The sequence below is a fragment of the Mesorhizobium loti genome (assembly GCF_003148495.1).
Classification (GTDB): domain Bacteria; phylum Pseudomonadota; class Alphaproteobacteria; order Rhizobiales; family Rhizobiaceae; genus Mesorhizobium; species Mesorhizobium loti.
This window is the reverse complement of sequence record NZ_QGGH01000001.1, coordinates 781,408-803,192: the sequence shown is the minus strand read 5'-3', so window position 1 is coordinate 803,192 and position 21,785 is coordinate 781,408. Positions and strand designations below refer to the sequence as shown.

The following is a 21,785-nucleotide window of genomic DNA, read 5'->3' as shown; positions in this document are numbered from 1 at the left end:
CTAGAGAACACTGGTTTCGATGATGTCGACGCCGCGAATGCGATCGATCAGATAGACGATGCCGCGGTCGTCGATGGTCACGTCGTTGGACGAGGAACGCTCCGCCCCCTCCGGCGCGTCGGGCATGAAATGGCCGACTTCCTTTGGCGCGAACGGGTCGGCGATGTCGACCAGCCGCAGCCCCTGCGCGAACCACGCAAACGGAATGATCGTGCCCTTGAACCGTTCGGAAGGCTGATGGCAGCCCGTCATCGGCGGTTGCGGCGCGCCGTCCGGGTCAAGGCCCGGCACCTGGAAGGTCGAGATCGGCAACGGGTTGGTCTCGTCGGTGATGTCGTAGATCCAGGTAAAGGCCGGCGGCGAAGGGCGGAGTTTGGCGACGTCCTCGTCCGCCACCACCATGATGTTGCGGCCCTTGAGCGGCTGTGGAATCGGCAGGCAGGTGTGGGTGGGATGCGGAAAGCTTGGGCTCGAATTGACGTGCGAGATCAGCTTCGGCTTGGTGATGTCCGAAATGTCGAGGATGAACAGGCCGTGATGCCAGTAGCTGACAAAGAGCCGGTCGCCCATGCGCAGCGGATGGTGGCAACGCGGCGTGACATAGTCATGCCAGGGGTATTCTTCGCCGCCGCCGGTCCACTGGCCGGGTATCCACCAGCGTCCGACCTCGACCGGCTTCGTGGGATCGATCAGGTCGAGGATCATCACGATATTGCCGACATAACCGTCGGCGGTCGGCGAGATGTAGACGTAACGGCCGTCGAAGTCGTAGCGGTGGACGCCCTTGCCGCCGGTTATCCACTTCGAGATGAGCTTGGGCTGTGCCGGCTTGGTGGTGTCGTAGAGCGCCAGTCCGCCGCCGAAATCGGCCGGGCCGGCATCACCAAAGCGCTCGTGGTTAATGATCATCAGCCCGTCCTTGGCGCGCACCTTGTGCGAGTGCCAGCCTGGCGGAACATCGATCGTGGCTATCTTGCGCGGATTGCGCGGGTCGGAAATGTCGACCAGCGTCGTGCCGCTCGGCGGCCGCATGTGGCCGATATAAAGGATGTTGCCGTCGACCCAGACCTGGCCGCCGCCTGGGCAGTCGACGTGGCCGATCTGCTTGGTGTTGAACGCCGAAACCAAATGCATACGCCCTTGCTGCTGAAACGTCATTCGATGTCCCGCCGCCATTGGCGGCGGGACAGTGCTTGCCGAAGGACTGGACTAGACGAGGCGGAGCAGATCGCCGGCCTGGTTGCGGCCCCAGCGCTTGTAGAGGAGCAGCGCCTTCTGCGTCGGCGCATCGGTGGCGCCGAAGAAGATCACCGGCTCGCTCGACGAGCCGTTGACATGTTCGACCCAGGAACCGCCGGGTATGGCGATGGTGTCGAACTGGTTCCAGTCATAGCGTTTGCCGTCGATGATTGAATGGCCGTTGCCGCGGAACGGCGCCAAAAGCAGGCTGGCCGTCTCGCGCTGCGGCAAGGTCTTCTCACCGGGGCGCAGCATCTGCACGTAGAAATTGATGGTGTGGAAGACCGGGCCGCCAGTGGTCGGATCGACATAGTCGATGACGATGCCTTCATGAGGGTCGCCATCCCAATCCTTGTGGGCATCGAGGACCGCTTCCATCTTCTCCCAGCGATAGACATACATGGGCGACGACAGGCCGCCGCCGCGCTTGTGGTCGACGAAACGCGGCATCAGGCCGCCCTCACCATAGATGCGCTGTGAGTAGTCGCTCGGATAGCGGGCGGTCTGCACCTTCTTCTCGACTTCCTTGCCGTCGACCATCTCGGTGTATTTGTGGTCGAAATGGACGGCATGCAGCGTTTCGACCAGCGGCAGGTCGAGCACCGACAGGTTGACTGCCTGCTCGCCGCCCACGGTGCCATGATTGTGCCAGGCGTCGTTGGGCGTCAGCACCATGTCGCCCGGGCCGAAGACCACGTCTTCGCCCTCGACGCCGGTGAAGTTGCCCTTGCCGGTCAGGCCGAAGCGGATGGCGCTCGGCGAGTGCTTGTGCGGCGGCATGATCTCGTCGGGATCATTCAGGCGGTAGGCGGTGTACATGGTGCTGACCGATGCACGCTTGGGTGCAAGTCCAGGATTGACCAGGATCAGCGAACGGCGCTCGCTGTCGTCCATGGTCACCAGTTCGGCGGCGCGCTGCAGCAGCGGCTCGATGTCCGAATAGGACCACACGAAGGGAACGGCCTTCGACGTCGCCATCAGCTGCTTGATCTCGTCATGGTCGACGCCTTCCGACGTCGCCCAGAACGGAAACATGTTTTTCGCATAGAGGGCGTCATAGAGGCCCTTGAGTGCTGCCTTCTTGTTGGTGAGCACATCGTTAGCTGGTTGCGCCAGGGACATATCGGACCTCTCGTCACGAAGAAAATGCTTCTAACCAACTCAACCGTATTCGCATTGGTTTTGCTCGACAATCCCCAAATTGCGAAATTTATAAGTTTTTGGTTGAGATGCATTTTCGGCAGGCAAATGCCTAAAAATGGGCATAGATGGTCAAAATTCGCACAAAATGCACTCAGAAAGGCGTAATGAAGCCTACCCGCCACGGCCGCGCAGGCTCACGCGGCAGTCCAACCAACACAGATTTTTATCTCAACCAAAAGATTTTGGTTGCATACCGGCGACCGCTATCAGGCCGCCACGCTCTGTTGAGCGCGGCTGCGGATCAGATCCACGGCCTTTTCGGCGATCATGATGACCGCCGCATTGATGTTGCCGCAGACGAGATCCGGCATCACGGAGGCGTCCACGACACGAAGTCCGGCAACGCCCCGCACCCGCAATTCCGGATCGACCACCGACTCCGCATCGACACCCATACGGCACGTGCCGGCCGGATGATGCACGGTGATCGAGGTCTTGCGGATATGCTCGTCGATCTCTTCGTCGCTCTCGCATTTCGGGCCGGGGAAGAATTCCACGCCAACGAACGGGGCCATGGACGGCTGGCTGGCAAGGTTGCGCGCAACACGAAAACCGGCGCGAAGCGACTGCCAGTCGCGCTGCGAGGACAGGAAGTTCTGGTGGATCAGCGGCGCGGCGACCGGATCGCTCGATGCCAGCTTGACGCTGCCGCGGCTCTCCGGCTGCACGGCAACGATACGGGTCGCAAAGCCGTCGGCGAACGGCGCCTTGAAGGGCGACATGTAAGGCCATGCCCCAAGCGGTGCGGCGGTGAAAAGCAACTGTACGTCCGGCAGCGGCCGGCTTGCATCGCTTTTCAGGAATGCCACGACGCCGCCAGGCACATCTCCCGAAAAGCCCTTTCCGGTGAGATAGGTCTTGACGAAATCCAGCCCGATACGATCGGCCCGCATCATCTTGAGAAACGGTCCCGGCTGTTTGCGTCGATACATCAGGATGACCGAAACATGGTCCTGCAAATTCTTGCCGACCTGCGCACGATCGACCTTCGTCTCGATGCCATGCGCCGCGAGTTCGCCGCTATCGCCTATACCCGACAGCATCATCAGTTGCGGCGTGTTGATGACGCCGCCGGCAAGCAGAACCTCGCGTCGCGCCAGAACTTCATGGCTCGTCCCGCCTCTGGCATAGGCAACGCCCGTTGCGCGCCCATCCTTCAGCAGGATCTTCGTCGCCATCGCGCCGGTCAGCACCTTGACATTGCCGCGGCGCATGGCGGGCCGCAGATAGGCGGTCGCGGTCGAGCAGCGCCGGCCGTTCGCAATTGTCATCTGCAGGCGGCCGAAGCCTTCCTGTATGGCGCCGTTGTAGTCGTCGGTCTGCGGGTATCCGGCATCACGGCTGGCCGTGGCGAAGGCATCGATCAGTTCATCCTTGTAGCGGCAGAACTGGGTGTTCAGCGGCCCGCTGCCGCCACGATACCGGCTTTCGCCCGCCTCCCAGCGCTCCTGCTTCTTGAAGTAGGGCAGCACCTTGTCGAACGACCAGTCCGTCAGGCCGCTTGCCGCCCAGCGATCGTAATCGCCGCGATTGCCGCGTACATACGCCATGGCATTGGTGGAGGAAGAGCCGCCGATGACCTTGCCGCGCGCGCATTCGACCTTGCGTCCGCCGACATTGGCCTCGGGCTCGCAGAAATACATCCAGTCGTGGCGGCGCTCGGTCAGTATCTTGCCCCAGCCAAGCGGGATGTGGATCATCGGATCGCGGTCCCAATCCCCCGCCTCCAGCAGAAGCACCGACACCGCGGGGTCTTCGCTCAACCGGTTCGCCAGCACGCAGCCGGCCGATCCCGCACCGACAATGACGTAGTCAAAGGTTTCGCCAGCCGGCATGCGTGATCCTCGGGAGAAAGACGGCCCGCCGCGATGGCAACCGTCGACGAAGGCAGTCAACCATCGCGCAACTGGTGTTGTCAACCATTGCGTACAGTTGTAGATTGGTTGAATTGGTTGAGTGCCGTCGAACAGGTTTTCGTGTCACAATATGATGTCAGGACGTTGAGTCGGCGGTCTGCCGATCGGACAGGAGATTTGGTTTTGAACGCATTCGAGCCGCAGGTCGGACCATCGGATCTCGACGACATCATTGCCGCGGTCCGCCAGTTGCAGCAGGGCGGCGGCAAGCTTCCGTCCGAGCGCGATCTTGCGGAACATCTGAGCGTAAAGCGCCATCAGCTTCGCAAGGCGCTCGAAGCGCTACGCCATTCAGGCGACCTCAAACCGGCGCGCGCCAGGCGGGCGCCGACCGCCCTTCCAAGATATGGCGAGGAACTGGTCAGGGTAACCAACCCGATCGAGGTCCTGGAATTGCGCCTCATCATGGAGCCGGGCCTTGCCCGGTTGGCGTCGCTGCGCGCTTCTTCCTTCGAGACGGCGCGGATCCTCGATGCGGCAACCACGCCGGAGAATGCCCCGTCGGGTGAGGTCGACTTCGCCTTCCATCTCGCGATCGTCGCCGCCGCCCGCAACCATCTCGCCGCGGAATTCTACAAGATGCTGCGTCAGGTCGGGGTCGATGCGCGGGTGAAGGTAGCGCGCACCGCGGCGCCCACCTGCCCCAAGCGGATCGCCCAGCGCGACGGCGAGCATCGGCTGATCGCCGAAGCGATCTCGCAGCGCGATCCCGAAGCGGCGGAGGCCGCAATGCGCGCGCACCTTTTGTCCGTGCAGAGACAGATCATGGAACGGTCGAATGCCGGCGCCTTTGCCGCGTGATCGTATCAGCCTCTGACGTCGAGCCTGTGCGGGGAGTTTCAAATTGAAACGTCATTTCGACGTGCTGGTCATCGGCGCAGGATCCGCCGGCTCGGTTGTTGCCAGCCGGCTCAGTGAAGACCGGTCGTGCCAGGTCGGCCTCATCGAGGCCGGGGCGATGCCGGCCGATCCCGATATCGCCGACCCGCTGAAATGGACGATGCTTCAGGGCCGCGCCTACGACTGGAGCTACCGGACCGTGCCCCAGCCTTTCACCGCCAACCGCGTCCATGAATGGCCACGCGGCAAGATCGTCGGCGGCTCGAGCTGCCTGCATGCAATGGCCTATGTGCGCGGCCATCCCGTTGATTTCGAATCCTGGGCACAAGCCGGCGGCGAGCGCTGGTCCTATCTGGGATTGTTGCCGGGCTTCATCCGCAGCGAAGCCTTCACCGCCTTCGACGGGCCGGCACGCGGCAAGGGCGGCCCGCTGGACGTCTATCTGCCAGACGCCGAGGTCAGTCCGATCGTGCGTGCTTACATCGCCGCCGGGCAAGCCATGGGGGCTCCCAGCCTGACTGACCACAACAGCGGCGAACTGGTCGGCACCAGCACCAATTCGCTCAACATACGCGACGGCAGGCGCCTGAGCGTCGCCGACGCCTATCTGCCGCCGCAGGTCATGGCGCGGCCGAACCTGACCTTGCTCGTCGGCCACGAGGTCGAGCATCTGGCGTTGAACGGCCACAAGGTCACGGGCGTGAGCGTGGTGTGCGAGGGTGAGACCAGAACGCTCTGCGCCGACCGGATTGTCCTTTGCGCCGGCGCCGTGTCCACCCCGCTCATCCTCATGCGGTCAGGCATTGGTTGTCCCGATACCCTCAAGCTGGCGGGGATACGCTGCCTTGCCGATCGACACGATGTCGGCCGCAACCTGCAGGACCATCTGCTGGCGCTTGGGAATGTCTACAGCACGAAAAAGCCGGTGCCGCCGTCCCGCCTGCAGCATTCCGAATCGCTGATGTACCTGCATGGCGACGACCCTACCCGTTCCACGGGAAGTCCCGACATCGTGCTCGCCTGCGTCGTCGCCCCGTCAGCGGCCGAGGGCCTGGACGCCCCGCCCTATGGCTCCGCCTTCACGATCCTGTGCGGCGTCACCCATCCGACAAGCCGCGGGCGCATCGCCCCAAGCGGGCCGGGCCGCAACGATGCGCCGATCATCGATCCGCATTATCTCGAAACCGAACATGACCGCACGGTCTTCAGGATGGCCTTGAAGCGGGCGCGCATGGTCGGCCATCATGCGGCTCTGGACGAATGGCGCGATGCGGAGATCCTGCCGGGCGCTCCGGTTCAGTCCGATGACGAGCTCGATGCCTTCATCGCCAGGGCTGCTTCCACCCATCATCATCCGGCCGGCACATGCCGGATGGGTCGTGACGCCGACGCCATCGTCGACGCTGACCTGCGGCTGAACGGTTTTGACAACATCTCTATCGTCGACGCTTCGGTGATGCCGGCGATCCCGAGCGGACCGATCAACGCCGCAATCGTCGCCATCGCGGAAACCTGGGCAGCGTCTACAGGGATTACCGAGTCCGCAGCGTGAACGGCGGCGGCGGCGTCTGACAATTCCCCTGGTGTTTGAATGGCGCTGGCGCCCCCCGGCGGGTAGTCAGCTGTGGAGATGCGTCAATTCAAACGCGGCTCCGTCCGGGATGCCAGCCATGCGCTGCTCGGCTGACCGGAACATGTCCGCGAACTCCACCTCGTTTTCGAACACCACGCCGCCGACTTTGACGGTCAGGGCATCCTCGGTTCCTTTTGGTGCGAAATAAACTTGCGCGATACGCGCCCGGATACGCTCGCCGATTTCCCTGGCTTCTGCTTCGGTGGCGCCTGAGAGGAAAACCCCGAACATCGAAGTGCCTATGCGTCCAACCAGATCTTCCGCGCGCACCGATGATTGTATGGTTGAGGCGACGAGCCGCAAAGCCTCATCGCCCCATTCAAGACCAAAGCGCAGGTTGATGGACCGCAAATGTTCCGAATGGATGACCAAGAAGGCGCCCGATCCCGGACCCGGCGCCGCTGGCCTTGCTGTTCTTCTTTCGACCATCGACGTGAAGACCGCTCCGTTCAGGCAGCCTGTCATGGTGTCGAAGGTTGCTGACTTGTCGAGTTCCCGGCGATAGCGACGAAGCTCGATCTGCTTCAATCCAATGAACAGAAAGAGCGGAACACCAAGGACAACAGGCAACAGGATTGCCGTCACCATGCTGCGCCCAAACGGCGTCAGCCCCTCCGAGAACAGGAGCAGATAGTTGAGACCGATGGAAAGGGCCAGGATTCCCGCGGTTCCCAGAAAGGTCAGCCAAGCGACGCCTTTCCATGCCTGGGCGGTGGTGGTCGCCATTGTCTTTGTCACTGGCCGATCTCCTGTGGATGGGCTGGTATAGAGCCGGCGTGCTGCAATTCGGTTTCGAGGAACCTTCCAATTTGATGCATCGGCGGAATGATCTCGTCGAGGTCGCGGACGGAATCGGTCTGTCCCAGGGAAAGCTGCGCCCGTGACGGTTGACAAACAAAATATCAGGAGCTGAGCAACCAGCTATTGTGCAGGCCCGAATATGCCCATCTCCGCATCCCTGGCTGTCGCCTCCGCTTTGCCGTAGATACCGCTCGGCAGCGCCATGGCCCAGCCGTTGGAGACAAGCCAGGCGCCGACATCCTGCTTGCCCAGGCTGCACGGTGCGGCGATGGCAAAACGCTCGACGTCCGGCGGCACGAAACATTTCAGCGCGCGTCCCCTCAGCCAGGAATTGAAAGCGGCGCGTGCACGCTCTCCGCAGGGCCAGGTGGCCTCGTGAAACGAGCAGGATCTGTCGAGGTCGATGTCTTGCACCCCGCTGATGACCACCTTCCGGCCCATGGATTCGAACATCGCCGACGACGTGGCAACAGGGCGGTAGAGCAAGACCTCCCGCCAGTCCCCGGGCAGCGGCGTTTTCAGGGGCACGGCGAGACCGAGCTCGCTGAGTGGTGGACGGGGCTCGGCCCGTTCGATCTCCGCGGGATCAAGCCGCGGCGGAGCGATCAGGTCCTGAGCAACCTTGCGGGCTGGTTCTCGGCGTTGTGCGCCGGTAACGGGGGCAACTGGCCGGATTGGCTGCGTATCGTCAATATCCTGCGAAGGGATAAGGACAGGCCGATCGACCGAAAGCAAAGCCCGGGCCTGAATGATCAGCAGGACTCCGGCCAGAAGCAGGAGGCTTCCGAGCGCGATCGCCAAGCTGCTGCGGCCCGGCCGGCCCATCAGCGCGAACAGGATCTCAAGGAGTCTCGCCGGTCAGAAACCCGACGTCGATTTGGCAACCAGCTTGAGAGCACCTTTTTCAATCCGATAGAACGGCATCGATCGTTCGCTGGATCCGTCGGCCCGAAACCGGAACAGGCCGGTCGACCCACGAAACCCATTTGGATTCTCGAGAACCTTTTTGCTGAAACCATCAGGCCCGACCGCGCTGGCAATCCCTGCAGTCAGGGCAACCATATCATAGGCGTAGGCCACATTGACGTCGGCCGGATAGTTGTATGCCGTCCTGAAGCGGTCGGCGATCGGCCCGGTTTCACTTGGATCGAGCGTGGCGATATATGCCCCCCCAAACAGCGGATCCATGGGGTGTTCCAGCCAACGGTTCGTTCCGACGACGGAGATTGTCTTCCCCGGAATGCCCTTTGCTTTGAGGGCGGCGAGAATAGTCGCCGGGCTGTCATTGCCGCTGGCAACGATGACGGCGTCGGGGGCGTCCACGAGTGAGCCCATTTCGTCGACCACCTTCGCGCCACCGTCACCGGCCGAATACGGGAGAGTGACCGCGAGGGTCGCACCATAGATGCTGAGGCTGTTCGCGACCCGCTTCTCCATGGCGCTGGCGTTTGGGCCCTCCGCGACAAACAATACGAACTTCTTGCTGCCTTTCGCCGCCAGTCCCGCGGCGCCCGCAGCGGCGCTGTCCGCTTCGCCAAGGAGCACGGCATAAACCCCGGCGCCGCCGGCGAAATTATCGGCAAGCGCCAGGACCGGTGGCCGCTTCGATCCCGACAGCGTGGCAATATGCTGGGCTGCCGGCAGTTCGGTCGGGCCGATCACGACCTTCGAGCCCGTCGTTATGGCCGTTATCGCCATTTTGCTGGCCAGTGCGCTATCGCCTTTGGTGTCTTCTACCGTCAGCGTAAGCAATCCATTGCCGATATCCGTCATCGCCAGCTTGGCGGCATCGAGCATCTTCCTGCCGTTTTCCCCTGCCGGCCCCGCAGCGGACAACGGCAGCAACATCGTGATTTTTGTCGAACCAGTGCCCAACGACTGGGTCGCCTGGGCCGGACCGGCACCATTCTGCCCGGCAGGCGCAGCGATCGCCGCAGGATCGAGCGCTTCGGAAACGCCGTTTTTCGACTGGCAGCCCGACACTATCATGGCGAGCGCAACGGCGATTGCCCATGTCCGCGGACAGTGGACGTGTCGGCCAGCTCCCATGAATGCTCCACCCCTATGTGCCGCCGGATATTCTTCCCGGTCTGGTCTTCAAGTCATGTTACGGCGGACTTGCTGCGCCGTCTGTTTTTCTTTAACCCCCGAAGAGCCTGGCTCTGAGCGTCTTGATCTGTCGTGCCTGCCCGGCAGTCCGATAGTCGGCGCATTTCATGTATCGTGGCCCCGGCACGAACAGGCGGCGCACGCACACACCTTTTCCCTGGGCAGAGGCTCCACCCTCTCCTCCTGGCGAAAATGCGGAAAAGCCTGACGTCGCCACCGGCAACGGCCCGGTCACTTCAATCCCTTCCCTTGCCAGGATTGCCCGCGCACGCTGACAGTAGCGGACCGAAAGGGCCGAGAATCGGCTTTCATTGTGCCCGGCGCGATACTTCATGACGGTGGTGCACAGATCGCCCGCGGCGAGCCTGTTGGCCTGCGCAAGATATTTGACCCCAAGGGCGATGTTGGTCGCCGGTGCGCTCAGATCGTCCACGGAGCCTCGAAAGCCAAGCATTCTGGCCGTAGCCGGCATAACCTGCATCAGGCCGACTTCGCCATCGGCGCCCTGCACGCCGGGATCGAACCCGCTTTCGATCTCCATCACGGCATGCACCAGCATCGGCTCCAGGCCATAGATCGATGCCTGGCAGCTCGCAAACGCCTTGAATGTCTGCCGGGTCCACTCCGTGGCTGCGTCACAACGAGCCGGTCGCGGCAGATTGGACGACTGACGCTGTTCCACGGACGGTCGTTCCAGCCAGTTGGCGCGGGCCAGCGTGACAGTTAGGCCAAAGCCGACGAACACGATCGCGCCTGCGATCGCCTTCAAGAATGATCCGTCGGCTGTCATGATGGCCAACAGGCGGGTTCGCCTATCCGGTCAGTGCATGTACTCGACCATGCGATCGTGGAAACACTCGCACTTGTTGAGGGTGTCTTCGTCCTTATAGTTCGTCTTCAGATAGCCGTAAGCCATGCCGCAGGCGACCTTGGCTTCCGACGCCCAGACGAAGACAGGCCGGGACGAGTTGATCCACTCCGAGCTGTTGGCGGCGGCGACCGACTCGTCCATCAGTTTCACCACCTGCTCCTTGAGGTCGACGATGTTGTCGTTCAGCACCAAGTTGGACGTGCCGACGGTGCGGCAATAGTCGGCCGTCGGACCTTCGATGATGTCGGCGGCGTAACCCGTCGACCCGACTGCCAGCAACAGCGTCGCAGCGGAAACCAGCAGTCTTGCAGAACGTTTCATGTTGAGCTCCCCTAAATATTAGCGACGTATAACATAGTCGCGTGGCCGCGCGCTATGGCGTTAGATCGTGACAGTGTGTTGTACGTGCGCCGTGTCGTCGTAGAGTATCGTGATGGCGCCGGCAGTAGTCGGTCCGTTCTGCAAATCGGCAACGGCCACGAAATTGGCCGCATTGCCCGAGCCATCGGTGTCGACGCTCAACGTCTTGGTGCTGGTGTCGTAATGCACGTAGTCGTCGATGGTCCCTGCAGCCTTGTCGAACAACGCAGTCAGGTCGATCTGATCTCCTTCGCCTTTGTTGTAGTCGATGATGAGATCTTTGATGTTCAGGTCGAGATTGTCGAGCTTGAACGTGTCGGCGCCGGTGCCGCCGGTCATCGTGTCATGGCCAGCGCCGCCAAAAAGAATGTCATTGCCAGCGCCGCCATTGAGGGTGTCATCACCCGAGCCGCCAATGAGCAGATCGTTTCCGCCGAGGCCGTTCAGGGTGTCGTTCCCGTCCAACCCGGCCAGTACGTTCGCCGAGCCATTCCCGGTGAGTGAATCCCCAAAATTCGAGCCGATGATGTTGTCCACTCCGGCACCAGCCGTCTCATTCACCAAAGAGCCGGAACTTGAATGATCCGTGGTCGCGCTACCTGAAGAAAGCAGATCGACGACCAGAGGACTGGTGGAAGTATCGCCGTCCGCATCCTTCAATGCGACGTCGAAGTTGAGTTCGACTGACGGGACGTTTGTGACGGTGGTCACAAATGCAAATGCGCCAATATCGAACGACTCGCCATTAAGGCTCGAGGGTGCGGTAGCGATAGCATTCTCGATTTCAATCCTGTCATATCCAGTCCCAGAGGCGGTCACGAGAACGGTGTCATGGAGGTCGAGACCTGTGACCAGGTATCCGCCATGTCCATCCGTCGTCAGCGAAGCAAGATTGACGCTTACGCCGTTCACCTTGATATCGGTGATCGTGCTGAGTTGCGGGTCGTTCGCAAGGGCGGCAGAGTCTGCCGCCGAGGTGCTATTTGGATTGTCATCGGCCGCGTTGTAGATACGCACCCAGGTTTCGATCGAGTCTGCGGGCGGGCTACCGTTCACCTGTACGATGGCGAACTGGAAGCTATTGACGTCATAATGGGTGGAGTAATTGTAGGTATTGTTGTTGCCGCCGGAAGCAGTCAAATCATTGACGAAATCAATCCGCAGGTTGTCGCCGTCATTCATCGAGTTGTTGGCGACGCCGATGCCAGTCGTACTTGCAGAGACCGACGATCCCGATGTGGCATTGCTTGTGCCGTTAGCCAGCCGCTCATAGCCGGAGAACAGCACATCGTGAGTGGTTCCAGCCACATCCAGCGCCTTGAATTGCTGGGTGTTCGAGCCAAGCGTCGAAAAATTGTCGATGTGCGTCTGCTGCGTCGCGCCAATCGCGGCGAACACTTGAACCTGATAGTGGTCGGCGCTGGACGGTAGGCTTCCGTCTGGCTGCAGCGTTATCTGGAATATCTCGGTTCCGGTGCCTTGACCGCCTATCCACCCTTGCAGTTGTAGCGGGGTAGCAGGGTTGGAATCATGGTCGACAAGGAACAGCTGGATAGACTGACCTGCCGATGTCAGGTTGACCGAACTCCCATTTATGATGCCAGTGGCCAGCTGGCCGTTGATGATATTGGCAAAACTGATCGAGCCAAGCTGGTCAGCGCCGACATTGTTGTCAATATTGGCATCTCCATCCAGATCGAATGTCGCAATGCTGCCGGCGACGTTGACGAGGACTGCTGTCTCGGGAGATATGACCGAGGGTGCGTCGTCATGGAAGTTGAGCGAGGTGCCGATGTTGAGCGACTGCGAGGCCTTGTCACCGTCGCCGTCCGTCGCCGTTGCCGTCAGCGTCACCAGGTTGGCCGTCGACAGCGTCGTGTTGTCGTCGGGATTGTTGGGATCGGCGTGCATCACGGCGCGCACCTGGTCGAGCGTCACGTTGGAGCCGCTGACCGAGACCGTGAACACGATCGGGCCGCCCACCGCCGCGCCGGCACTGGTGCCCTCGCGGCCGACCACCTGGCCGCCCACCAGGAACAGGAACACATGGTTGCCGCTGGCCGTGTCGACCAGACCGGAATCGGCACCGCTGGCGCTGATGTTGAGCGCGTAGGTCACCGCGCCGGCATCGGCCACACCGTTATGGTCGGCATCTAGCGGGCCGTCGGCGCCGAAGTTTAGCATGAAGGCGGCCGCAAAGCTTGCCGTCGCATTCGCCGTCAGATCGGTCTCATCGACCGTCAGCGATGCACTGGCGCCCGGCGCCGTCACCAGCGGGCCGTCGTCATGGATGGTGATCTGCGGGCCAAGGTCGATGCTCGCCGTCGCCTTGTCGCTGTCGTTGTCGGTCACCGTCGCCGTCAGCGACACCAGCCCAGCGCTCAGCGTGATGCCCTCGCTGCCGTCCGGGGTCTCGCCCGAGCCCTCATGCACGCCGCGCAGTTCCGTCATCGTCACGTGGCCGGTGGCGTCCACCGCGATCGTGAACACCAGCGGGCCGCCAGCACCGGCATGGGCCTCGACCGTGCTGCCGTTCAGAACCAGGACAACCGCAAGGCCCGTCTTCGAGTCGATCAGGCCCGTGTCCGGGTTGGTGATCGTCAGCGAATAGGCCGTCGAGCCAGACTGTCCGTCCGCCCCCGGCGTCACCGTGAAGTGCGTCCCGAAGTCGCCCGTCGAGACGTTGCCGCCCCCGACGCCAACCGAGCCAATCACCGGAATGAAGCTCTCGTCCACCGATAGCGTCGGCACCTTCACGTCGGCCAGTGTAACCGTCGGCGCATCATCGTTGAAGGTGATGGTCAGCGTGCCCGGTGCCGTCGAGCCGTCGGCGTCGGTGATCACATAGCCGAGGTTGACCGTCGCATTGTTCTCGTCATTAGGACCTTGAGCCTGAAGGACGTTTTCGAGAAGCGTCACGGTATAGGCGCCCGTAGCCGGGTCCGTCACATGGACCGTGAACAGATCCCCGCGCGGCCCTGTCGCCGTCAGTGTGTTATTACCCGCGTCCCAGCTGTAGGTCACGCTCTCCTGGCCGACCGTCCCGACGCTGCCGTTCAGCGTCGCGAACGAGAAGCCGTTGGCGCCGGCGCCGTCGCCGCCGACGCTGCCGCCGAGCGTGCCGTTGTAGGTTGCTTCGCTGGCGCTGAACGGAACCTCGCCGAGATTGGCGTCGATGTCGCCCGTCGTGCTCGCCGGATTGCCGCCGGCAAGGCCGTCATCGTCAACCGTGGCCGCAGCCGTGCCAGTCGTCGGAACATTGGCGTCCGTCACCGCAAAGCTGATGCCGGCCGTCGCCGTGTCGCCGTCACCGTCGGTCACCGTGTAAGTTGCCGAAGCCGCACCGGCACCGATGACCGGATTGTCGGCGGTGAACGAGTAGTGGCCGTCAACGGTGACCTTGATTAAGCCGTCGCCGATGTCGATCGGCTGTGAGTAGCCGTCGCCGCCGAAGACCAGCGCCGTGGCGCCAATATGCGTCACCGTGGCGCCGTCGGCGCCGGCGACGAAGTCCAGCGTGCCGGTCACCGTCGCGCCTTCAGCGACATTCTGCGAGGACTCTGTCGCAGCCGTCGGCCCATCGTCGTTAACCTTGACGGTCAGAGACGCATTTGCCGTGTCGTTGTCGCTGTCGGTGACCTTTACCGCGAAATTCTCTCCGGTCGCCTGGTCGGCGGCCCCGATCTGGTTGGGATTGGCATTCGCCACGTTGTTCGAGAGCGTATAACTGTAGCTGTAGACGCCACCGCTCAAGGTCACCGTCAGCACGCCGTTGACGCCCTGGACCGTACCGCCAGAAGTGACATCCACCAGGGTGCTGTTCTTGTCCATCACCTCGAGCTTCTGCAGCGTGTCGCCGCCCGTGCTGATGTTGAACGTGCCTACCGTGGTTTCCGAGTGATCCGAGTTCAAGGCCGGGTCGGCAAGCTCGCCGGTCCCAGCCGGCAGGCCCCTCTCGTCAACAACCGCGGTCGCGTCGACCGACGGCGTTCCGCCTTCCGGCGTCACATCGATCGTCGGCGTCGAGTCCTTCAACAGGTTGATCGTCACTGTCGCTATCGACGAGTCGCCATCACCGTCGATGATCTGATACTGGAACGTCACCGTCCCTTCCTCGCCGGCAACCGGCGCGTAGGTGAAGGTGCCGTCATTGTGGTAGGTAAGCGTGCCGGCGCCGCTCAGCGAGTTCGCCACATAGCTCACCTTGGTCGGATCGGTGATGGCCACCCCGTCCGCGCCGGGCACGTCGTTGGCGAACACGTTCACCGTCACCGCCGCGTTCTCGCTCGCCTGCGTGCCGCTGTCATTATGCGCCGTCGGCACGTCGTCGACGATGGCGACCGCAAAGGTCGTGCTGGCCGTGTCGCCATCGACATCCGTGACAGTGATGCTGAAATTGTCCGGAACCGTGTCGGTGGGGTCGAATCCGTTCGTCGGATTCGGATGGGTGACCGATTCGGTCACCGTGTAATTGTATTCGATGGCACCCGTGCTCGGATTGTAGGAGACGATCGTCAGGAAGCCGAACTGCCCCGGGATCTCCTGGCCGACGCCGGTGACGGTGACGCCGTTGATGACGATCGACCCAATTCCATCCGGTGCGGTGATGCTGATCGTTCCATTGCCGGAGGTTTCCGAATGGCTCGGCGCGTCGCTGCCTGGCGATTGCGCCCCACCGCCATCAAGGCCGGTTTCGCTGGCCGCTTCGCTGGGAGCAAGCAATGACGTGGCCGTCACTGAAACCGGCCTGTCGACGATGGACGGGAACAGTTCGCGGTGATCCAGAAGCCCAAACTGCAAGGCAGTCGGGGGCAGCAGTGCCGACAGGTCGAACCCGTCGCCGATGCCGCCGGGGGGGACCGAGAAGTCTCCGCCTGCACTTGAATTCGAACCGCCCGGGCCGGCCGACATGGAACCGTCGGCGCCGAAGGCGACATCGACATGGCTGGCTTCCAGCGCTGCCAGCAGCGCCACGCGCGGCACCTCGACGTCGCCGATGATGAAGGTCGGCACGTTCAGGGCACCATCCTTGATCACGATCACCGAGCCGTCAGCCTGTTCGAGCACAAGGTTGTGGCCGTCGACCTTGATGTTGTCGATCGAGACGTTGGCCGGAAGCCTTACCACGTGGCTGGCGTCAGCCACATATTCGTGCGGCGCAGCTGCCGGCGGTGCCTTTGCTTCCGCGGGGGCTTCTGGTTTGGCAGAAGCTCCGCCGCCGACATCGACCGGCACCGGTTCGGACGCTGCCGCAGGCTGCTGCGTCGAATTTGCTTGTGCGACCCGGATCTCGGCCGGCGATGTCTGATCGCCGTGTTCATTGGACGCGGAATGCTCGTTCAAGGAACCCGAAAAGCTGTCCAACTCGATATTGGTCGTCATGGCTGAAACCCCTCCGATATTTCCCGGATAGAGACAGCGGCCGCTTCTACTTTGCAACAGTCTCGAAATCTATTTCATATATTCTGATATGCAGTGTTCGGCATTTTTTACACGTGGTAAACCTCAAACATATAACCTGATATATGTTTGCTTCCATGTGACTTGCTTGACCGATGGCAGGCCGGAGTTTTCTGGTAAATGAAAGTATAAAATTGAATAAAATTTTATAGAAAATAGACGTAGTGATTTGCGGGAAAGTTATCCACCTTCCTTTCCAATAATTTGAGACAAGATTGGTAGCGTCCACAGTCAAAGGTGGGCGTTATGAAAAAAGAAAACTCCCTGGCAAAAACCAGGCTCAAGGTGCTCTTGCTGGCAATCGGGCTTGTCGGCCTGGCGGGGCCATCCTTCGCGAAGGCCGTTTCCAGCAAGGTCGCCGCATCCGGCACGGCTCTGGAAAAGGTCCAGACGCCGCCCTGTCTCGGCGGTGTTTCGCTGGCGAAGCCTCAGCCTTGGCAGCCTGTGGCCCCTTACCGGATCGGCATGGTTTTCGGCAGCTATGGCGCGGCGGTTGGCGACCGCGGGGATGGCTCGTCAGTGGCACAAGGCGAGGCCGGGATAGATCCGGTGCAGACGGCGTCGATCATTCCGGGCGTGTTCGGATCGGTTGCCTTGTCGATGCGCAATTTTCCCGTCGCGGCGCGCTGGACACCCGTCTACCGGGCCATCACCGCCTGCTCGGCAGGCAGCGCCTGCGAGCGCAAGAGCGCGGCTTTTGCCGACATGGTCTCCGCCGCTCAGGGCAAGGGATTCAGCGAGAAACTATCTTTCGTCAACAGCAGCGTAAATCGCCTGATCGCCTACCGGAAAGACAGCGTCGTCTACGGCAAACTCGACTATTGGGCGAAGCCTTCGGAGATTCTCGAGCGGCGCGCCGGCGACTGCGAGGATTTTGCCATCCTCAAGATGACGGCCCTGCTGAGAGCCGGCATTCCAACGCAAAGCATGGCGCTCGTTGTTCTCCAGGACCGCAAGCGAGGATTCTTTCACGCTGTACTCTCGGTGAGCACAGGCAGCGGCACCTTCATTCTCGACAGCCTCAGCAACACTGTTGTGCGCGATAGCGATCTCCCGGATTACGTTCCGCTCTATTCGTTCAGCACGGACCGGGCCTGGATCCACGGCTCGAGACCGGGCGGAGCCCAGATGGCTGACATCAAAGGCGGTTTCGCAACCGTCGCACCTGGCGAAGGTTTTCAGCCATAGGTTTCGGCAAGATTGTGCGATGCATTCCGGCGCGGGGGGACAGTCTATCTGTGGTCTAACCGCCGAAGACGAACGCCATCAGCAACTCCGGCTCGACCACCGGAGCCCTCACCACATTCAACTGCCCTCGGTATCGACGGTCACCGGCACCGATGACAAAACCGGTAGCCACGGGCGCTTCGCCATTGGCGTCGAGCCGCGCGAAGATGTCGGCCACATTGAGGTCCAGCGCCAGCTTGAGGTCGTGCCGGGCATCATCGTTTGGAACGATCGGCAATTGACGCTTGACCAGTTGCTGGAACGGCGCGTTGAACGTCAGGATCTTCTTCGATGAAGCCAGGGCAAAGGCCGGTGACGGGCAAGCGAGCAGTATAGCGCTGATGGTATTGATCGATGCAAGCCTTCGCAAAGTCAGGTTTTCGTCCGCCAATCCACGCATGCAAGCCACCCTGATCGCGGATGTCAGGTTACCCGTCTGTGCCTGGCTTTCGGCGATCTCATCGATGAGCATGCCGATCGTGCACTTCCTGCTTTCAGCCATCTGCTTCAGCGACATCCAGAATGCCCGCTCCAGACGGATGCCGCGTCGTATGCCGCCACGTGCCACGACCCGAAATTCCAGCCCAAAATCCTGGGCCGTGACCGCAGGAAGCAGCCGCTCGCCATCAGGATGGTGAAAGCTGGCGCTACCGCTCACTCATCGCCTCCTCACGTGCCTTGTTGATCGGCTTCAAGAGGTAGTGCAGGATCGTCTTGCGCCCGGTCTTGATGTCGACTGAACAGATCATTCCGGGGATGATCGAGTAAGCCTTGCCGTCTCTCTCAAGTGTCGATTTGTCCGTCGACACGCGCACCTGGTAATAGGGTTCCCCTGTCTTCTGATCGACCAAGCTGTCTGCCGTAATGTTAGAGACCTTGCCTTCGATGCCGCCGAAGATCGAGAAATCATAGGCGGTGACCTTGATAAGTGCTTCCTGGTCGGGACGGATGAACGCGACATCTCGTGGCGAGACCCGTGCCTCCACAAGCAAGGTCTCGGAGGTTGGCACGATGCCCGCCACGACAGCACCAGGCTGGACGAAGGCCCCGACCGTGTTCAGCTCCAGCGTGTTGACGATGCCGTCCACCGGAGACCGGATATCGGTGCGCGCGACCTTGTCGGTGGCCCCCCTTATGGTTTCGTCCACCACCGAAAGGTCCGCCAGCGCCTGGGTAAGGTCGTCCAATGCCTCCTGCTGCAGTTGCAGGCCGAGTTCTTCGACCTGAAGCTGAGCTTCCGTAATCGACGATTTGATCTTCTTTATTGTTTCGCCGGCCAGGTTCAACTGGCCGTTGAGTTCGGTCTGTTCGCGCTCTACCCGGAGTTGCTCGGTCCGTGCCATCAGGCCTTTCTTGACCATCGCGTCGACCAGTTTTGCCTCCTGGTCGCTGACCACCAGGTTTTTGGTCAGACGGTCGGAATTGGCCACCGCCTCGGCCAGTTCCCTCTCGCGCTGGTCAAGGCGTGACTTGAGCACGGACAGCTTGTTGTCGAAGTTCTCGCGTCGGGCGATGAGCAGCTTCTGTTCATTGTCGCAGATTTGCGGAGCGACTGACTGAATGTCCGGCGGGCACGGAAATGGGCCCGAGAGATTGCCGGCCTGTTCGTATTTCAGCCTTGCTATGCGCACTTCCAGCGCGCGCGCCTTGGCCTGCTGCTCGCCAAGACTGGAGGTGTTGAGCGTGTTGTCCAGGCGAATGATGAGATCGTTCTTCTTGACGATCTGGCCAATCGTCACGGCGATTTCCTGAACGACACCGGCTTCGCTCGCCTGAATGATCTGGGTCTTGGAAGCGGGTATGACCTTGCCGTCGCCGCGTGCGATCTCATCGACTTCGGCAAAGGACGCCCAGGCGACAAAAACGACGAAGAGCGCTCCGATGATGAATATGGACGCCGACGCAAACAGCGGCGGTCGATCTTCTCTGGCAAGCATTTCCCACGCCCCAACGCATTGGATGCAATATTTGTCTTGTCAGGCGCTTGTTTTCTGCAACGCCTGTATGACTTGGTCTTTCGGTCCGTCAGCAACGATCTTGCCCTGTTCGATAACGATCAGGCGGTCGGCCAGTTCAAGCATGCTGAAGCGATGTGTCGAGACGATCAGCGTGGTGTCGCGGTCAAAAGCGACTTTGAGCTGCTTGATCAACTGGCGTTCCGATGCGAGATCCATCGAGCCCGACGGCTCATCCAGAAAGACGATTTTCGGTTTGGTCAGCAGCAGGCGTGCGATCGCCACCGTCTGCCTCTGGCCGCCTGAAAGATTGGTGCCGCGCTCGCCGACATTCATGTCGTAGCCGCGCGGGTGACGTGAGACGAAATCGTCGACGCCAGCCGCCTTTGCCGCCTCGATGATCTGCTCATCGGTAGCCTCGGGGCATGCCATCAGGAGGTTCTCCTTGATGGTGCCCGAGAACAGATCGCCAGCCTGCGCAACGATGCCGACCGCGGCGCGAACCTCGGACGGGTGATACTGGCGAATATCGATCCCGTCCAGCAGCAGCTCGCCGGAGGTCGGCAGGAAAAGCCTACCGATCAGCCGGCCCATCGTCGTCTTTCCCGATCCTATGCGGCCGATGATGCCGATCCGCTCACCCGGCTTGACCGAGAAATTCAGACCGGTCAAAACCTCGTTTTCGGAGCCCGGATAGACAAACCCGACATTCCTGAACACCATCGCCCCCTTGCGAATGGGGCGGTTGACGAAACCCACCGTTTCCGGTCGGTCTTCCGGTTGAGCCATGATCGAGTTCACCATTCTCAACGAGAGCATGGCCTGGCGAAACCGGGACAGGGTGATGGCGATCTGGCCGAGCGGCGCTACGGCCCTGCTCGCCAGCATCACCGTTCCTATGATTGCTCCCGTCGAGACATGCCCTTCCGAGAAGGCATAAGCGCCGGCCACGACCAGAGCGACGGTCACCAGTTGCTGTATGGACTGGGTTATGTTGCCCGCGGCCGCCGAAAGCTGCTTGATCTTCTCGGACGTGTTGGCGGCGTTCTTGGAGTGCTCCCCCCATTTTCGCAGCAGATACGCCTCGGCGCGCAGCGACTTGATGGTCTCCAGCGTGGAGATGGATTCAACCAACAGGGCCTGGCGTTGCGAAGCTTCGTTCATCGACGCAGCGACGCGCTTGCCGATGCGGCGCTGGGTGATCAAACCGACGATGACGGACATCACGAAGGCCAGCGCCGGTATGATCACCAGCCAGCCGCCTATCGCGTAGATGACAAGAAGAAAGATGAAGACGAAGGCCGTGTCGATGAACACGCTGATGGTGTTCGAGGTGAAGAACTCTCTGACGAACTCATATTGCGTGACCCTGTTTGCGTATTCACCGGTCGAGCCGGGACGCGCCGACAGCGACGAGTTCAGCACTTTCTCGAACAGGAGATAGGATATCCGAAGATCCGCTTTGCGCCCTGCATAGTCGATGAGTGAAGCCCTGGCCGTCTTCAAGAGCAGGTCGAACAGGATGACAGCGCCAATGCCGATCGCCAGAACCCACAGCGTCGACACTGCCTTATTGGGCAGGATCCTGTCGTAGACGTTCATGGTGAAGATGGGCGAGGCTATGGCCAGCACATTGATGAACACCGCCGCCAGAACGACCTTCGAATAGGTCCGCCAGAAAGCGCCCATCGTTCCGGTCAGCCAGTGTCTTCTCTCGATCTTGGCTGCCGAGCCGACCGTCATGCCTTCGGCGGCGTTGGCGTAGGTTATCGAGAAGGATACGCCACCGCTGATATAGCTGGCGGCGAGTTCCGATCTGTCGATTGCGGTGCGGCCGTCTTCCTGCGGCGCGGTGATGTATGCACCGGCTTCGGTTTGGGCGAGCAGGGCGACCGGCAACTGGCTGACGCGAAAGACGATGGCGGGAAGGTCTACGCGTCCCCTGAGAAAGTCGCGGTGGCTGAACTCGGTCACTTCCAGGCCGATGCGCTCGGCAAGGTGCCTGATGTCGTCGACTTCAATTCGCGTGTCCGAGAGCGGCACGCCGGCGAACAGCACGGTCTCCGCGCTCGGCCTGCCGAGATATCCGGCAACGGCTGAGAAGCAGGCCTTGAACGCCTCCTTGGGGGAGAGGATGTTGGGTTGCTGGTTCACGATCTGCCCGTCAGGAC

General features: G+C 61.4%; 15 protein-coding genes. 3 read left to right on the top strand and 12 right to left on the bottom strand.

Going from position 1 to position 21,785, the window contains the following annotated elements:
* The 3 genes from C8D77_RS04055 to C8D77_RS04045 all read right to left on the bottom strand — a co-directional run bounded on the left by C8D77_RS04055 (nucleotide 1) and on the right by C8D77_RS04045 (nucleotide 4,277).
* A complete protein-coding gene (locus C8D77_RS04055; RefSeq protein WP_109659534.1) occupies nucleotides 1-1,158 on the bottom strand; it encodes an LVIVD repeat-containing protein in 1,158 nt (385 codons plus the stop codon).
* A 51-nt stretch (nucleotides 1,159-1,209) separates the two neighbouring features.
* A complete protein-coding gene (locus C8D77_RS04050) occupies nucleotides 1,210-2,361 on the bottom strand; it encodes a cupin domain-containing protein (RefSeq protein ID WP_024505127.1) in 1,152 nt (383 codons plus the stop codon).
* A gap of 287 nt (nucleotides 2,362-2,648) precedes the next feature.
* The gene (locus tag C8D77_RS04045; protein WP_109659532.1) at nucleotides 2,649-4,277 is read right to left on the bottom strand and encodes a GMC family oxidoreductase; all 1,629 of its coding nucleotides are present in this window, start codon (nucleotides 4,275-4,277) and stop codon (nucleotides 2,649-2,651) included.
* A 204-nt stretch (nucleotides 4,278-4,481) separates the two neighbouring features.
* Between C8D77_RS04045 and C8D77_RS04040 the strand changes: the two genes are divergently transcribed.
* Both C8D77_RS04040 and C8D77_RS04035 read left to right on the top strand, forming a co-directional pair.
* Nucleotides 4,482-5,159, top strand: coding sequence for a FadR/GntR family transcriptional regulator (locus C8D77_RS04040; protein WP_109659530.1), 678 nt, complete (start codon nucleotides 4,482-4,484; stop codon nucleotides 5,157-5,159).
* Between the two features lie 43 nt (nucleotides 5,160-5,202).
* Nucleotides 5,203-6,750, top strand: coding sequence for a GMC family oxidoreductase (locus tag C8D77_RS04035; RefSeq protein WP_170136664.1), 1,548 nt, complete (start codon nucleotides 5,203-5,205; stop codon nucleotides 6,748-6,750).
* A 66-nt stretch (nucleotides 6,751-6,816) separates the two neighbouring features.
* Here the strand turns inward: C8D77_RS04035 and C8D77_RS04030 are convergent, their stop codons facing one another.
* The 6 genes from C8D77_RS04030 to C8D77_RS04005 form a co-directional block, all read right to left on the bottom strand.
* Nucleotides 6,817-7,557, bottom strand: a complete 741-nt coding sequence (locus C8D77_RS04030; protein ID WP_170136663.1) for a GGDEF domain-containing protein — start codon at nucleotides 7,555-7,557, stop codon at nucleotides 6,817-6,819.
* 195 nt (nucleotides 7,558-7,752) lie between these two features.
* Nucleotides 7,753-8,433 carry a thermonuclease family protein gene (locus C8D77_RS04025; RefSeq protein ID WP_245468997.1) on the bottom strand — a complete coding sequence of 227 codons (681 nt, stop codon included), beginning with the start codon at nucleotides 8,431-8,433 and terminating at the stop codon, nucleotides 7,753-7,755.
* Between the two features lie 57 nt (nucleotides 8,434-8,490).
* Complete coding sequence (locus C8D77_RS04020; protein ID WP_109659523.1) at nucleotides 8,491-9,681, bottom strand: ABC transporter substrate-binding protein; 1,191 nt, start codon at nucleotides 9,679-9,681, stop codon at nucleotides 8,491-8,493.
* Between the two features lie 91 nt (nucleotides 9,682-9,772).
* Nucleotides 9,773-10,510: a lytic transglycosylase domain-containing protein gene (locus C8D77_RS04015; protein WP_425453690.1), complete on the bottom strand. Its 738-nt coding sequence runs from the start codon at nucleotides 10,508-10,510 to the stop codon at nucleotides 9,773-9,775.
* Between the two features lie 51 nt (nucleotides 10,511-10,561).
* Nucleotides 10,562-10,933, bottom strand: a complete 372-nt coding sequence (locus C8D77_RS04010; RefSeq protein WP_109659519.1) for a hypothetical protein — start codon at nucleotides 10,931-10,933, stop codon at nucleotides 10,562-10,564.
* A 60-nt stretch (nucleotides 10,934-10,993) separates the two neighbouring features.
* Nucleotides 10,994-16,354: a DUF5801 repeats-in-toxin domain-containing protein gene (locus tag C8D77_RS04005; RefSeq protein ID WP_109659516.1), complete on the bottom strand. Its 5,361-nt coding sequence runs from the start codon at nucleotides 16,352-16,354 to the stop codon at nucleotides 10,994-10,996.
* Between the two features lie 324 nt (nucleotides 16,355-16,678).
* On the opposite strand from C8D77_RS04005, the gene C8D77_RS04000 reads away from it, so the two are divergent.
* Entirely contained in the window at nucleotides 16,679-17,620 is a 942-nt protein-coding gene (locus C8D77_RS04000; RefSeq protein WP_109659514.1) for a transglutaminase-like cysteine peptidase, read from the top strand.
* A gap of 55 nt (nucleotides 17,621-17,675) precedes the next feature.
* On the opposite strand, the gene C8D77_RS03995 is transcribed toward C8D77_RS04000, so the two are convergent.
* Genes C8D77_RS03995 through C8D77_RS03985 form a run of 3 tightly spaced genes read right to left on the bottom strand, consistent with a single transcriptional unit; the run spans nucleotide 17,676 to nucleotide 21,768 of the window.
* Complete coding sequence (locus C8D77_RS03995) at nucleotides 17,676-18,317, bottom strand: ribbon-helix-helix domain-containing protein (RefSeq protein ID WP_109659512.1); 642 nt, start codon at nucleotides 18,315-18,317, stop codon at nucleotides 17,676-17,678.
* Nucleotides 18,307-19,596 (bottom strand): HlyD family type I secretion periplasmic adaptor subunit, encoded by a 1,290-nt coding sequence (locus C8D77_RS03990; RefSeq protein ID WP_109659510.1) that lies wholly within the window; start codon nucleotides 19,594-19,596, stop codon nucleotides 18,307-18,309. Before C8D77_RS03990 ends, C8D77_RS03995 begins: the two co-directional genes overlap by 11 nt.
* A 39-nt stretch (nucleotides 19,597-19,635) precedes the next feature.
* The gene (locus C8D77_RS03985) at nucleotides 19,636-21,768 is read right to left on the bottom strand and encodes a type I secretion system permease/ATPase (RefSeq protein WP_109659508.1); all 2,133 of its coding nucleotides are present in this window, start codon (nucleotides 21,766-21,768) and stop codon (nucleotides 19,636-19,638) included.
* Nucleotides 21,769-21,785 lie beyond the last annotated feature (17 nt).